This is a genomic window from Mycobacterium sp. SA01, assembly GCF_041287105.1.
GTDB lineage: Bacteria > Actinomycetota > Actinomycetes > Mycobacteriales > Mycobacteriaceae > Mycobacterium.
This window is the reverse complement of the sequence record NZ_JBGGNO010000015.1, coordinates 135,520-149,374: the sequence shown is the minus strand read 5'-3', so window position 1 is coordinate 149,374 and position 13,855 is coordinate 135,520. Positions and strand designations below refer to the sequence as shown.

The window sequence follows — 13,855 nt, the reverse complement described above, 5'->3', positions numbered from 1 at the left end:
AGAGCCTGGTGGACGGCCCGAAGTTTGGATTTGACGAGCGCGGTAATACCCCAAACCGACCGGTGGGTTGGTTAGTTGGCTGAACTTGCTCACACGCGGTTGATTTCCAGTTACCCGTGGGTATAGTAAGCCGTGTTACTGGTGGGTAACTTAGACCAAAGTACTCAACCACAAAGCCCAAAATTCAGATGACATTCTCGCTGAGGAGGAGCCGTCATGAGCCATTACAAGTCAAACGTGCGCGACCAGGTATTCAACCTGTTCGAAGTCTTCGGTCTCGAGAAGGCACTCGGCCAGGGCAGCTACAGCGATGTGGACGCCGACACGGCCCGCGAGATGCTGCAGGAGATGAGCAGGCTGGCCGAAGGGCCCGTCGCCGCATCGTTCGTCGAGGGTGACCGCAACCCGCCCGTTTTCGATCCCGAGACCCACTCCGTGAAGCTGCCGGAGTCGTTCAAGAAGTCCGTGCACGCCGTGACCGAAGCGGGCTGGGACAAGGTCGGTATCGAGGAGGAGCTCGGCGGCACGCCGGTTCCCCGCGCACTGGTCTGGTCGCTGGCCGAGCACGTGCTCGGCGCCAACCCGGCGGTCTGGATGTACGCCGGTGGAGCGGGCTTCTCGAGCATCTTCTACAAGCTGGCCACTGACGAGCAGAAGAAGTGGGCCGTCCTCGCCGCCGAGCGCGGCTGGGGCTCGACCATGGTGCTCACCGAGCCGGATGCCGGCTCCGACGTCGGCGCCGGACGCACCAAGGCCGTCAAGCAGGACGACGGTTCGTGGCACATCGACGGCGTGAAGCGGTTCATCACCTCCGCCGATTCCGACGACATGTTCGAGAACATCTTCCACCTGGTGCTGGCCCGCCCCGAGGGTGCCGGCCCGGGCACCAAGGGCCTGTCGCTCTTCTTCGTTCCGAAGTTCCACTTCGACCCCGAGACCGGCGAGCTCGGCGAACGCAACGGCGCTTTCGTCACCAACGTCGAGCACAAGATGGGCCTGAAGGTCTCCACCACCTGTGAGCTGACCTTCGGTCAGCACGGGGTGCCCGCGAAGGGCTGGCTGGTCGGTGAGGTTCACGACGGCATCGCGCAGATGTTCGATGTCATCGAGATGGCTCGAATGCTGGTGGGCACCAAGGCCATTGCGACGCTGTCGACCGGCTACCTGAACGCCCTGGAGTACGCCAAGGAGCGCGTGCAGGGTGCCGACCTGACCCAGATGACCGACAAGACCGCACCGCGGGTCACCATCACCCATCACCCCGACGTCCGCCGCAGCCTGATGACCCAGAAGGCTTACGCCGAGGGACTGCGCTCGCTGTACATGTTCACCGCGACCTACCAAGACGCCGAGGTTGCCGCGGCTCTGCACGGCGTCGACGCCGAACTGTCGGTGAAGGTCAACGATCTGCTGCTGCCGATCGTCAAGGGTGTCGGTTCCGAGCAGGCCTACGCCAAGCTGACCGAAAGCCTGCAGACCTTCGGCGGCTCCGGCTTCTTGCAGGACTACCCGGTCGAGCAGTACATCCGCGACGCGAAGATCGACTCGCTCTACGAGGGCACCACCGCCATCCAGGCGCAGGACTTCTTCTTCCGGAAGATCGTGCGCGACAAGGGTGTTGCGCTGGCGCACGTGGCCGGTCAGATCGAGGCGTTCATCTCCAACGAGTCGGGCAACGGCCGGCTGAAGTCGGAGCGCGAGCTGCTGGCCAAGGCGCTCGAGGACGTCCAGGCCATGGCCGCGTCCATGACCGGCTACCTGATGGCCGCGCAGGAGGATTCCGCCAGCATCTACAAGGTGGGGCTGGCCTCGGTCCGCTTCCTGATGAGCGTCGGCGACCTGGTCATCGGCTGGCTGTTGCAGCGGCAGGCCGCGGTGGCCATCGCAGCTCTCGACGCCGGTGCCAGCGGGGCCGACCGCTCGTTCTACGAGGGCAAGATCGCGGTGGCGTCGTTCTTCGCGAAGAACATGCTGCCGCTGCTGACCAGCACTCGCCAGGTGGTCGAGACGCTGGACAACGAGATCATGGAGCTCGACGAAGCAGCCTTCTGAGTCATCCACGCACAACGGCTCCGGGACCTTCGGGTCTCGGAGCCGTTGGCGTTTCGGTGCCGACTCGCCGGGGACTTCAGGTCTTTTGTGCCAGCTGACCCGCGCAGGCGCACGGATATCGGGACTTTGGGCTCTGGCAGTGAGCTGGTGATCCGCTACATTCTAGGAATGGCAATGCCCGACAGCAACGATGCAGTTCCGGCGCATCCGGCTGCTACCGGCAAAAAGTCTGGTGGTGGCGCTCCTCTGGCGAATATTGTCGCGCCGTTCACCAAGACCGCTGGGTACTACGCGCGGTCCTGGGGCGCATACCTCGATGGCGGTAGTGGCGAGTTGCCCGTCGCGCGACCGACGCTTTCGCTGGCCACGCACGCCCTGCGGGACGAGATCGTGCTGGTCGGCCTTCGCATGCGCAGGCCGCTCAGCGACGCCGCCGTCTACGACAAGATCAACACCGAAGTCGTCAAGGCCATCGACTTCTACGGCAAGCACGGCTGGCTGGCCAGGCCGGAAGGATTTTTCGCCGCTCCGCCGGTGCCGACCAACGTATCGATCCGGACGTTCGGCAAAGGCAACCGCAAGCACGAGCGGATGTCGTTCGACAGCGGCTACACGCCCTACGCCCGGGAACCGGGGCGCCAGCGTTGGCTGAGCTACCCCGGCAACCGCCGCGAATACGCACTGATGCTGCGCCACAGCGAGCCCCGGCCGTGGCTGGTGTGCATCCACGGCACCGAGATGGGCCGGGTGAATCTGGACCTCACGCTGTTCCGGGCGTGGCATCTACACGAGGCATTCGGCCTCAACGTCATCCTGCCGGTGCTGCCGATGCACGGCCCGCGGGCCAAAGGTCTGCCGAAGGGCGCGGTGTTCCCCGGCGAGGACGTGATGGACGACGTCCACGCCACCGCGCAGGCGGTGTGGGACGTGCGCCGGGTGCTGGCCTGGATCAGGTCGCAGCAACCCGGCGCGCGGATCGGGGTGAACGGCATCTCGCTGGGCGGCTACATCGCAGCTCTGGTCGCCAGCCTCGACGAGGACCTGACGTGTGCCATCCTCGGCGTGCCACCGGCCAACCTGGTGTCGATCCTGGGCCGGCACGCCGGACTGAGCGTCGACGATCCGCGGCACCGAACCCTGGAGTTGGCCGCACCGATCGGCGACATGATCTCGCCGCTGTCGCTGCAACCGAAGGTCGCCCCGCAGGGCCGGTTCATCTACGCCGGCGTCGCCGACCGGATCGTGCACCCGCGCGAGCAGGTGCTGGGATTGTGGGAGCACTGGGGGCGCCCGGACATCGGCTGGTACCGCGGCGGGCATACCGGGTTCTTCCAAGCCCGTCCGGTGCAGCAATTCGTGGACGCCGCACTCGTGCAATCGGGGCTGGTAGACCGGGGCTAGCGGAAAGACTGCTCATCGGCTTTGCGGGACAGCTGGGAGTCCTCATAGAGACCGCCGCTGGAATCCCCTCTTGTCCAGCGGCGGTCCTTCGTTCATGTCAATAGGACACAAACAAAGAGGATGCCCCGTGTTGCCGTCGGGTCGGGGGGTCAGACGGCAACACGGAGCTATCCGATACATCTGTATCCCGGACGGGTTCGTTACAAACCCACGGAAACTTTTTTCGATTTTTTTCTAGGCCTCGAGAATCGCGGTCACGCCCTGGCCGCCGGCGGCGCAGATGGAGATCAGGCCACGCACCGGTTGTCCCGTCGCCTTGTGCTTTTCCGCCAGCTGTTTGGCCAGCTGAGCCACGATCCGGCCGCCGGTCGCGGCGAACGGATGGCCGGCCGCCAGCGAGGAGCCGTTGACGTTGAGCTTGGTTTTATCGATGCCGCCCAGTGCACTATCCAAGCCGAGCCGCTCCTTGCAGTACTCCTCGGATTCCCACGCCTGCAGGTGGGCCAGCACCACCGACGCGAATGCCTCGTGGATCTCGTAGAAGTCGAAGTCCTGCAAGGTCAGACCGTTGCGGGCCAGCAGGCGGGGCACCGCGTACGTGGGTGCCATCAGCAGGCCGTCGGCACCGTTGACGTAGTCGACCGCGGCGGTCTCGGAGTCGACGAAATAGGCCAGCGGAGTCAGCGAGTGTGACGTTGCCCACTCATCGCTGGCGAGCAGTACCACCGAGGCGCCGTCGGTGAGCGGGGTCGAGTTGCCCGCCGTCATCGTCGCGTCGCCGTTGCGCACGCCGAACACCGGCTTGAGCTTGGCCAGCTTCTCGGCGCTGGAGTCGGCGCGCAGATTGTTGTCCCGGTACAGCCCCAGGAAGGGGGTGACGAGATCGTCGAAGAAGCCGGCGTCGTAGGCGGCGGCCATGTTGCGGTGGCTGGCGGCGGCCAGCTCGTCCTGGTCGACGCGCTTGATCCCCATCTGCTTGGCGGTGATCGCGGCATGGTCGCCCATCGACAGCCCGGTTCGCGGCTCGCCGTTGGTCGGGATCTCGATGCCGAGGGAGGCGGGCAGCTTGCCGACCAGCTTGAGCCGGTCCACGTTCGACTTGGAGCGGCGCAGATTGAGCAGGGTGCGACGGAGCTCGTCGCCCAGCCCGATCGGGGCATCGGAGGTGGTGTCCACCCCGCCCGCGGCCGCGGCTTCATAGCGTCCGGCGGCGATTCCGTCGGCGGCGGCGATGGCCGCCTGCAGACCGGTGCCACAGGCCTGCTGCAGATCGATCGCCGGGGTGTAGGGCGAGAGCTGGCTGCCGAGCACGCTCTCCCGCATCAGGTTGAAGTCGCGGCTGTGCTTGAGCACCGCGCCGCCGATCACCGCGCCGAGTTGCTCGCCGGCCAGCCCGAATCGGTCCACCAGCCCGCCGAGGGCGGCGGTGAACATGTCCTGGTTGGATGCCTGCGCATATGCGCCGTCGGAGCGCGCGAACGGAATGCGGTTGCCGCCGATCACGGCGACCCGGCGGCTGTTTCTAGTGGTAGAGGCCACGTCAATCTCCCCTTTGGGTTCGGTTTGAGAGGGGGTATACCCACCCATACTACGCACGGTCCTTACTCTGGAGTAAGTTCGTTCCCGGTCCACCCGCATCGCAACTCGAAAGGCATGTTCGTGGCTTCCGACCTTTTCTCGCAGATCGTCAACTCAGCGCCGGGCTCCCTGCTGGCCAAGCAGCTCGGCATTCCGCAGCCCGAGACGCTGCGCCGCTACAAAGCCGGTGAGCCGCCGCTGGCCGGCTCACTGCTGATCGGTGGTGACGGCCGCGTGGTCGAGCCACTGCGCGCGGCGCTGGCCGAGGACTACGACGTGGTCGCCGACAACCTGGGCGGCCGCTGGGCCGACTCGTTCGGCGGGCTGGTCTTCGACGCCACCGGCATCACCGAGCCGATCGGACTGCGCGGTCTGTACGAGTTCTTCACCCCGCTGCTGCGCAATCTCGGTCACTCGGGTCGCATCGTCGTGATCGGCACGACGCCCGACGAGGCGGGCAGCGCCAACGAACGCATCGCCCAGCGCGCCCTCGAAGGATTCACCCGGTCTCTGGGCAAGGAGGTGCGCCACGGGGCAACCGTCTCGCTCGTCTACCTGTCGCCGGCGGCGAAACCCGCCGTGACAGGCCTGGAGTCGACGCTGCGGTTCCTGCTGTCGGGCAAGTCGGCCTACGTCGACGGGCAGGTCTTCTATGTGGGCGCCGCGGATTCCACCCCGCCCGCCGACTGGGACAAGCCGCTGGACGGCAAGGTCGCGATCGTCACCGGCGCCGCCCGCGGCATCGGCGCCACGATCGCCGAGGTGTTCGCCCGCGACGGCGCCAAGGTCGTCGCGATCGACGTCGAGGGTGCGCGTGATGCCCTGAGCGAAACCGCGGTGAAGGTCGGTGGCACCGCACTGCCGCTGGACGTCACCGCCGAGGATGCCGTCGACAAGATCACCGCGCATCTGCGTGAGCACTACGCCGAGCACAACGGGGGCCGCGCCGACATCCTGGTCAACAACGCAGGCATCACCCGCGACAAGCTGCTGGCGAACATGGATGACGCCCGCTGGGATGCCGTCGTCGCGGTCAATCTGCTTGCACCGCAACGCCTTACCGAAGGCCTGATCGAGAACGGCAGCATCGGCGACGGCGGACGCATCGTCGGGCTGTCCTCGATGGCCGGGATCGCAGGCAACCGCGGACAGACCAACTACGCGGCCACCAAGGCCGGCATGATCGGCCTCACCGAGGCGCTGGCGCCGTCGCTGGCGGACAAGGGCATCACGATCAACGCCGTCGCACCCGGATTCATCGAGACCGCGATGACCGACGCGATCCCGTTGGCCACCCGCGAGGTCGGCCGCCGGCTGAACTCCCTGTATCAGGGCGGCAAGCCGGTCGACGTCGCCGAGACCATCGCCTACTTCGCCAGCCCCGCGTCGAATGCCGTCACCGGCAACACGATCCGCGTCTGCGGCCAGGCCATGCTGGGAGCCTGAGGTGACAACCGTGACCGAACAGCCGAGCGGACTGCGCAACATGCTGCGAGCCGCGGCGGGCTCGCTGCCATTCATCCCGCGCAGCGACCACCTGCCCACCCGCACCCTGACGGTCGATGAACTGGCCATCGACCCGTCCAACGTCGCCGCCTACGCGGCGGTCACCGGCCTTCGCTTCGGCGACACCGTGCCGCTGACCTACCCGTTCGTGCTGACGTTTCCCACCGTGATGTCCCTGATCACCGGATTCGACTTCCCATTCGCCGCCATGGGTGCGGTCCACGTGGAGAACGAGATCACCCGGTATCGCCCGATCGCGGTCACCGACACCGTGAAGCTCGCGGTGCACGCCGAGAACCTGCGGGAGCACCGCAAAGGCCTGCTGGTCGACGTCATCGCCGACATTCACGTGGGCAACGAGCACGCCTGGCATCAGGTGACGACGTTCCTGCACCAGCAGCGCACCAGCCTGTCGGGTGGACCCAAACCCGAACCGCCCAAGCGGCCGAAGCTGCCGCCGCCCAACGCGATCCTGAGGATCAGCCCTGGCCAGATCCGGCGTTACGCATCGATCGGCGGGGACCACAATCCGATCCACACCACGTCGGTCGGCGCCAAGCTGTTCGGCTTCCCCACGGTGATTGCCCACGGGATGTTCAGCGCGGCAGCGGTTTTGGCCAACATCGAGGCGCAGATACCCGATGCGGTCCGCTACTCGGTGAAGTTCGGCAAGCCGGTCATCCTGCCGGCCACCGCCGGTCTCTACGTCGACCGGGTCACCGACGGCTGGGACATCTCGATGCGCAACCTGAGCAAGGGATACCCGCACCTCACCGGAACGGTTCGCGGGCTCTAGGAAGTCGCGGGTGCGGCTTCCTTGTCGGCGGGGGCGCCCTTGAGGCCGCGCCAGAACAGGTTGATCAGCATGTCGGCGGCCTCGTCGACATCGGCGTCGCCTGCGCTGACGCGGGCGGCGACCGCCTCACCGGCACCCACCAGGGCGACAGCCATCATGTGGAAGTCGGTGCCGGGCTCAGGGTGTCGAGTGCCGGCCTCCAGCAGCCGGGCCACCATGTCGATGATCTTCTCGCGGCCCTCACGGACGGTGTGCGCGAACGCCTGAGAGCTGGTCGCCTGGGTGTAGAGCACGATCCAGGAGGCCCGGTTGGCGTCGATGTATCGCAGCACGGACAGAATCACGCTGCGCAACAGGTCATGTGGGCTCTGCTTGAGGTCGATGTCCTCACGCACCGCTTCGATGAAGCGGCTCAGTTCGCGGGCCAGGCACGCCCCGAACAATTCTTCCTTGGAGCCGTAGTACAGATACAGCATCGGCTTGGAGATCTGCGCCTCACCGGCGATGACGTCCATCGACGTCTCGTGATAGCCGTTGACCGAGAACATCTGTACAGCGGCGTCGAGCATCTGCTGCTCCCGCACGGCACGGGGCAACCGCTTGGTGCCACCCGCCATATCACCGCCTTCCGCCAGACCCCCGCGTCGCTGAGTCCGTGATCTCTCAGGCTAACCGCCGCAGCGGGGACTTTGCCCTTTGAGACGCGCCATTCGCAACACCGAAGTCTCGATGGCGGGCAGCGACAGTTCACCCGCATTGACCGCCTTCTCGAGCCGGTCGAGCACCGCCGGCACCTCGTCGGTGGTCACCCACAGCGCCACGTCGGTGCCGGCCTGCAGGCTGCGCAGCACCGCTTCGGCCACCCCGTACCGGTCGGCGATGGCCGCCATGCTGGACAGGTCGTCGCTGAAGACCGGGCCGTCGAAACCCGGGCCGCCGTAGCCGCCGCTGCGCAGCAGACCCACCGCCGCGGCACTCAGGCTGGCCGGCGTCGTCCCGGTCAACCCCGGCACCTCGAGGTGGCCGACCATGACGGCGACGGGCGCTTCCGTGGTCAACGTGCGGTAGGGCACCAGGTCGTTGGTCATCAGAGCGTCCAGCGGCGGGGTGGTGACCGCCCCGGCGGTGTGCGAGTCGCCCGAACCGTGACCGTGGCCGGGGAAATGCTTCAGCACCGGGAGCAGACCGGCGTCGCGCAGACCGCGGGCGTACGCACCGGCGTATTCGGTCACCTTCGCCGGGTCGTCGGAGAACGACCGGTCGCCGATCACGGTGTCGTCCGGGGCGTCGGTGACGTCGACGACGGGCGCGAAGTCGATGGTGATGCCGAGGCCGCGCATCTTCTTTCCCCGGTCCAGTGCCAGCTGGTACACCTGATCGGCGGTCTGGGTCTGCGCCAGCACCCGCGCCGACGGGGCGTCGCCGATCAGCGACGTCAGCCGCTGCACGCGGCCGCCCTCTTCGTCGACGCTGACAGCCAGTGGGAGCGGGCCGGCATTGGCGTAGTCGGGCAGCGAGCCATCGGTCAGCATCGACAGGTCGGTCCAGCTGCCGATGAAGATGCCGCCGACGTGATAGGTGTCCACCACGTTGCGCGCATCGGCGGCCCCCTTGACCCCGACCATCAGCACCTGGGCGAGCTTGTCGCGGGTCGACATCGCACTGAGCAACCCGGGGCCGTCGCCGCACGCCGGCGGTGCCGGGGAGGCAGGCGCCTGGGCCGGTCCGGCCAACGGCACCGAGCTGGCCGACGACGACTTGCCGACCGGTGCCGACGACGACGCCGCGGGGCGCGAAGCGGTCCCTGAACAGCCGACGAGCAGCAGGGGCAGTGCCGACAGGGCCGCGACTCCGCGAATCGAGAACAGGCGGTTAGGCATCCGCACATGCTGTCACGGCCCTCGCCGAGGGCCAACCAAGGTTGGCCGCGTGCTAGGTTTGCCAGCGGGTATTCACCCGTGACATTGCGGGTCTTCACCCGATGATCTGCACCGTCCCAGCACCCGCGAGGAGAAGCGACCATGAACCGGTTCGTGGTTCCCGCCGCCGCCAGCATCGTGGTCGGTCTGCTGCTCGGAGCTGCCGCGATCTTCGGCGTGACGTTGATGATCCAGCAGGACACCAAGCCCCCGCTGTCGCCCGGCGACCCGGCGTCGTCGGTGCTGAACCGCGTCGAGTACGGCAACCGCGGCTAGCCTGAGCACTATCGCCGCCGCCTCCCCCGCGGTCACGGAGGCGCCCATCACGACCCCGCCGCTATCGCGGCGTTGGCTCTCCTGTGTCTTCCTCGTCGCGCTGGTGTTGTGCTTCGCCCAGTCGCCGGGACTGATCTCGCCGGACACCAAGCTCGACCTGACCGCGAACCCGCTGCGTTTCCTCACCCGCGCGGCCAACCTGTGGAACAGCGACCTGCCGTTCGGCCAGGCGCAGAACCAGGCGTACGGCTACCTGTTCCCGCACGGGGCGTTCTTCCTGCTCGGCGACACCCTCGGATTGCCGGGCTGGGTCACTCAGCGGCTCTGGTGGGCGTTGCTGCTGACCGCCGGCTTCTGGGGTTTGTTGCGGGTGGCCGAAGCGCTGGGCATCGGGACCCGCTCGTCGCGCATCATCGGCGCTCTGGCGTTCGCCCTGTCCCCGCGGGTGCTGACCACGCTGGGGTCGATCTCCTCGGAGACGCTGCCGATGATGCTGGCGCCGTGGGTGTTGCTGCCGGTGATCCTTGCGCTGAAGGGTGGCGCCGGAGCCGCCGGGCCGGGGACGTCGGGACGAAGCAGATCGCTGCGAATGCTGGCGGGCCGCGCCGGTCTGGCGCTGGCGTTGATGGGAGCGGTCAACGCCGTCGCGACGCTCACCGGCTGTCTGCCGGCGATCATCTGGTGGCTGTGTCACCGACCCAACCGGGTGTGGCTGCGGTTCAGCGCCTGGTGGGCGCTGGCCTCCGCGCTAGCGGTCACCTGGTGGGTGGTCGCGCTGCTGCTGCTGGGCCGGATCAGTCCACCGTTCCTGGACTTCATCGAGTCCTCCGGGGTCACCACGCAGTGGGCGTCGCTGACCGAGATGCTGCGCGGCACCGACAGCTGGACGCCGTTCGTCTCGCCGAACGCCACCGCCGCGGCCGAACTCGTCACCCAGCCGGCCATGGTGCTGGCGACCACTCTCGTCGCAGCCGGTGGGATGGCGGGGCTGGCGCTGCGTTCGATGCCGGCCCGCGGCCGGCTGGTCATCATGCTGCTCACCGGGGTGGTGCTGCTGGGCCTCGGCTACTCCGGTGGACTCGGTTCGCCGGTGGCGCAGCACGTGCAGGCCTTCCTCGACGCGGCGGGCGCCCCGCTGCGCAACGTCCACAAGCTGGAGCCGGTGATCCGTCTCCCGCTGGTGCTGGGGCTCGCACACCTGCTCAGCCGAATCCCGCTGCCCGGCAGCGCGCCCCGGCCGGTATGGGTGCGGGCGTTCGCGCATCCCGAGAACGACAAGCGGGTGGCGGTCGGCATCGTCGTGATGGCCGCGCTGATGGTCGCCACGTCGATGGCCTGGACCGGCCGGCTCACCCCGCCCGGTGCATTCCGCGCGATCCCGGACTACTGGCATCAGGCCGCGGACTGGCTGACCAAGAACAACACCGGTCAGCCGACACCAGGCCGGGTGCTGGTGGTTCCCGGTGCGCCGTTCGCCACCCAGGTCTGGGGTAACAGCCACGATGAACCGCTGCAGGTTCTCGGCGAAAGCCCTTGGGGGGTACGTGATTCCATTCCCCTGACCCCGCCGCAGACGATCCGTGCGCTGGATTCGGTGCAGCGACTGTTCGCCGCGGGCCGGCCGTCGGCGGGCCTGGCCGACACCCTGGCCCGCCAGGGCATCTCCTACGTGGTGGTCCGCAACGACCTGGACCCGGACAAGTCACGCTCGGCCCGCCCGCTGCTGGTGCACCGCGCCATCGACGGATCGCCGGGTCTGCAGAAGGTGGCGCAGTTCGGCGACCCGGTCGGACCGGGCACACTGGACGGTTTCATCAGCGACAGCGGGCTGCGGCCACGCTATCCCGCAGTCGAGATCTATCACGTTGGCGCCCAGGGCAATCCGGCGACACCGTACTTGACCGATGCGAACCGGATGGCCCGGATAGACGGCGGTCCCGAGGTGCTGTTGCGCATCGACGAACGCCGCAGGCTGCTCGGGCTACCGCCCCTCGGCCCGATGCTGCTGACCTCGGACGCCCAGCGCGCCGGGCTTCCGGTACCGGTGGTCACCGTGACAGATACCCCCGTCGACCGGGAAACCGACTACGGCCGGGTCGACGATCACTCGTCGGCGGCCCGGGCCGAGGGCGACCACCGCAACACCTTCAACCGGGTACCCGACTACCCGGTTCCCGGCGCCCGGCCCGTCCACGGCGCCTGGACCGGAGGGCGGCTGTCCGCGTCGAGCTCGTCGTCGGACGCCACCGCGCTGCCCAACGTCGCGCCGGCCAGCGGACCGGCCGCCGCCATCGACGGCGACTCGGCCACCGCGTGGGTGTCCAACTCGTTGCAGGCCGCGATCGGACAGTGGCTGCAGGTCGACTTCGACCATCCGGTCACCAATGCAACGCTGACCATCACCCCGAGTGCCACCGCTGTCGGGGCCCAGGTCCGCCGATTGCAGGTGTCCACCGTAAACGGCACCACCACAGTGCGTTTCGACGAGCCGGGCAAACCGCTCACAGTGGCGCTCCCCTACGGCGAGTCGCCGTGGGTCCGGATCACCGCGATCGGCACCGACGACGGCTCGTCGGGTGTTCAGTTCGGCATCACCGATCTGTCGGTGACCCAGTTCGACGCCTCCGGATTCGCCCATCCCGTCGACATCAGGCACAGCGTCGTCGTGCCCGGGCCGCCCGGTGGGTCCGCGATTGCCGGCTGGGACCTCGGCTCCGAACTGCTCGGTCGGCAAGGCTGTGCCGATTCCCCCGACGGGGTGCACTGCGCGGCGTCGATGTCGCAGGCCCCCGAGGAGCCGGTCACGTTGAGCCGCACGCTGACCGTGCCCAAACCGATCGACGTCATCCCCACGATCTGGGTCCGCGCCCGGCAGGGACCGCATCTGGCGGACCTCGTAGCCCAGCCGGGCACCGTCCGCTCACGCGCCGACGCCGATCTGATCGACGTCGACGGATCCGCCTATGCCGCAACCGATGGCGACCCGCGCACCTCGTGGACGGCACCCCAGAACGTGGTGCAGCATCGCAGTGCCCCCACCCTCACGGTGACCTTGCCGAAACCGACCGAGGTCACCGGCCTGGTGCTGACCCCGAGCTCGTCGGCGCTGCCCACTCATCCCACGATGGTGGCCGTCGACCTCGGTGACGGCCCGCAGGTCCGCCGGATGGACGCCAGACCGGATGCCGGTGCGCAAAGGCTGACGCTGCGTCCACGGCTGACCGACACCGTCCGGATCAGCCTGCTCGACTGGAATGACGTGATCGACCGCACCGCACTGGGTTTCGATCAGCTCAAGCCCCCCGGCCTGGCCGAGGTGGGTGTACTGGGCCCGGACGGCAAGCCCGTCGCCGCCGCCGACGCGGCCACCAACCGCAAACGCACCATCGAGATCCCGTGCGGCCAGGGACCGATCGTCGCGGTGTCCGGCCGGTTCGTGCAGACCTCGGTAACGACGACCGTCGGCGCACTGCTGGACGGCGAACCGGTCCCGGCCCGCGCGTGCGACCCGGCGCCGATCGCTCTGCCCGCCGGCCAACAGGAGCTGCTGATCAGTCCCGGCTCGGCATTCGTGGTGGACGGAGCCCAGCTGTCCGGCCCGTTGGCCAGCCAAATCAGCACCGCCCCAACGACTCCCGCCGACGTCACCAGTTGGGGTGCTGATCGCCGGGAGTTCGACGTCCACCGGGCGCCCACCGCACGCGTGCTGGTGGTCCCGGAAAGCGTGAATCCCGGCTGGGTGGCCCGACTGCCCGACGGGGTCACACTCACGCCGGTGATCGTCAACGGCTGGCAACAAGGCTGGGTGGTACCTGCCGGTGAACAGGGCACCGTCACGGTCAGCTTCCCCTCGAACCGGATCTACCGGATCGGGCTCGCCGTCGGCCTGTCCCTGCTCCCGCTGCTGCTGCTGTTGGCGCTGGTGCCGCCGCGGCGCCCGCCGGCAGCGCACGAGCCGGCCCGGCCCTGGGCCGTGCCGCTGCTGGCCGGCGCCGGGGCGCTGGCCGCCGGAGGGTTGATCGCCGGAGTCGGCGGGCTGGCCGTGTTCGGGACGGCCATGCTGCTCGGATACCTGCTACGCGGGCGGGCCCGGCTGCGCGACCGGCTGACACTGACAGCCAGCGCCTGCGGGTTGATCGCGGCGGGCGCGCTGCTGTCGCGCTACCCGTGGCGCTCGGTCGACGGCTACATCGGCCACTCACCGTGGGTGCAGCTGCTCGCCCTGATCGCCGTCGGCGCGCTGGCCGCCTCCGCCATCCGTCCTCGACAGCCTCGAACTGATCGCGAAACCAAAGAGGACACAAGCATTTCCCGTTAGGGTGTCGGC

General features: G+C 68.2%; 9 protein-coding genes. 6 read left to right on the top strand and 3 right to left on the bottom strand.

Annotation, left to right across the window (positions count from 1 at the left end):
- Positions 1-216 precede the first annotated feature (216 nt).
- Both AB4879_RS07120 and AB4879_RS07115 read left to right on the top strand, forming a co-directional pair.
- Complete coding sequence (locus AB4879_RS07120; RefSeq protein ID WP_370507029.1) at positions 217-2,052, top strand: acyl-CoA dehydrogenase; 1,836 nt, start codon at positions 217-219, stop codon at positions 2,050-2,052.
- A 174-nt stretch (positions 2,053-2,226) separates the two neighbouring features.
- Positions 2,227-3,453: an alpha/beta hydrolase family protein gene (locus AB4879_RS07115; protein ID WP_370507122.1), complete on the top strand. Its 1,227-nt coding sequence runs from the start codon at positions 2,227-2,229 to the stop codon at positions 3,451-3,453.
- Between the two features lie 234 nt (positions 3,454-3,687).
- Here the strand turns inward: AB4879_RS07115 and AB4879_RS07110 are convergent, their stop codons facing one another.
- Positions 3,688-5,040 (bottom strand): acetyl-CoA C-acetyltransferase, encoded by a 1,353-nt coding sequence (locus tag AB4879_RS07110; RefSeq protein ID WP_233209338.1) that lies wholly within the window; start codon positions 5,038-5,040, stop codon positions 3,688-3,690.
- A gap of 72 nt (positions 5,041-5,112) precedes the next feature.
- Here AB4879_RS07110 and AB4879_RS07105 point away from each other — a divergent pair, with 72 nt between their 5' ends.
- Entirely contained in the window at positions 5,113-6,477 is a 1,365-nt protein-coding gene (locus AB4879_RS07105) for a 3-oxoacyl-ACP reductase (RefSeq protein WP_370507028.1), read from the top strand.
- Between the two features lie 40 nt (positions 6,478-6,517).
- Positions 6,518-7,333 carry a MaoC/PaaZ C-terminal domain-containing protein gene (locus tag AB4879_RS07100; RefSeq protein WP_233209348.1) on the top strand — a complete coding sequence of 272 codons (816 nt, stop codon included), beginning with the start codon at positions 6,518-6,520 and terminating at the stop codon, positions 7,331-7,333.
- Here the strand turns inward: AB4879_RS07100 and AB4879_RS07095 are convergent.
- Both AB4879_RS07095 and AB4879_RS07090 read right to left on the bottom strand, forming a co-directional pair.
- Complete coding sequence (locus tag AB4879_RS07095) at positions 7,330-7,950, bottom strand: TetR/AcrR family transcriptional regulator (RefSeq protein ID WP_370507027.1); 621 nt, start codon at positions 7,948-7,950, stop codon at positions 7,330-7,332. The genes AB4879_RS07100 and AB4879_RS07095 overlap by 4 nt on opposite strands.
- A 51-nt stretch (positions 7,951-8,001) precedes the next feature.
- A complete protein-coding gene (locus AB4879_RS07090; protein WP_102807791.1) occupies positions 8,002-9,213 on the bottom strand; it encodes a glycoside hydrolase family 3 N-terminal domain-containing protein in 1,212 nt (403 codons plus the stop codon).
- Positions 9,214-9,354: 141 nt separating this feature from the next.
- On the opposite strand from AB4879_RS07090, the gene AB4879_RS07085 reads away from it, so the two are divergent.
- Both AB4879_RS07085 and AB4879_RS07080 read left to right on the top strand, forming a co-directional pair.
- The gene (locus tag AB4879_RS07085; RefSeq protein ID WP_102807792.1) at positions 9,355-9,528 is read left to right on the top strand and encodes a DUF2613 domain-containing protein; all 174 of its coding nucleotides are present in this window, start codon (positions 9,355-9,357) and stop codon (positions 9,526-9,528) included.
- A gap of 46 nt (positions 9,529-9,574) precedes the next feature.
- The gene (locus AB4879_RS07080) at positions 9,575-13,846 is read left to right on the top strand and encodes an alpha-(1->3)-arabinofuranosyltransferase (protein ID WP_370507121.1); all 4,272 of its coding nucleotides are present in this window, start codon (positions 9,575-9,577) and stop codon (positions 13,844-13,846) included.
- The last annotated feature ends 9 nt before the right edge of the window (positions 13,847-13,855 follow it).

Excerpts from the sequence above, each read along its gene's own strand:
- AB4879_RS07100 (WP_233209348.1), top strand. The coding sequence starts at position 6,518 with ATGCTGCGAGCCGCGGCGGGCTCGCTGCCATTCATCCCGCGCAGCGAC.
- AB4879_RS07095 (WP_370507027.1), bottom strand. The coding sequence starts at position 7,950 with ATGGCGGGTGGCACCAAGCGGTTGCCCCGTGCCGTGCGGGAGCAGCAG.
- AB4879_RS07090 (WP_102807791.1), bottom strand. The coding sequence starts at position 9,213 with ATGCCTAACCGCCTGTTCTCGATTCGCGGAGTCGCGGCCCTGTCGGCA.
- AB4879_RS07115 (WP_370507122.1), top strand. The coding sequence starts at position 2,227 with ATGCCCGACAGCAACGATGCAGTTCCGGCGCATCCGGCTGCTACCGGC.
- AB4879_RS07110 (WP_233209338.1), bottom strand. The coding sequence starts at position 5,040 with ATGGGTGGGTATACCCCCTCTCAAACCGAACCCAAAGGGGAGATTGAC.
- AB4879_RS07120 (WP_370507029.1), top strand. The coding sequence starts at position 217 with ATGAGCCATTACAAGTCAAACGTGCGCGACCAGGTATTCAACCTGTTC.
- AB4879_RS07085 (WP_102807792.1), top strand. The coding sequence starts at position 9,355 with ATGAACCGGTTCGTGGTTCCCGCCGCCGCCAGCATCGTGGTCGGTCTG.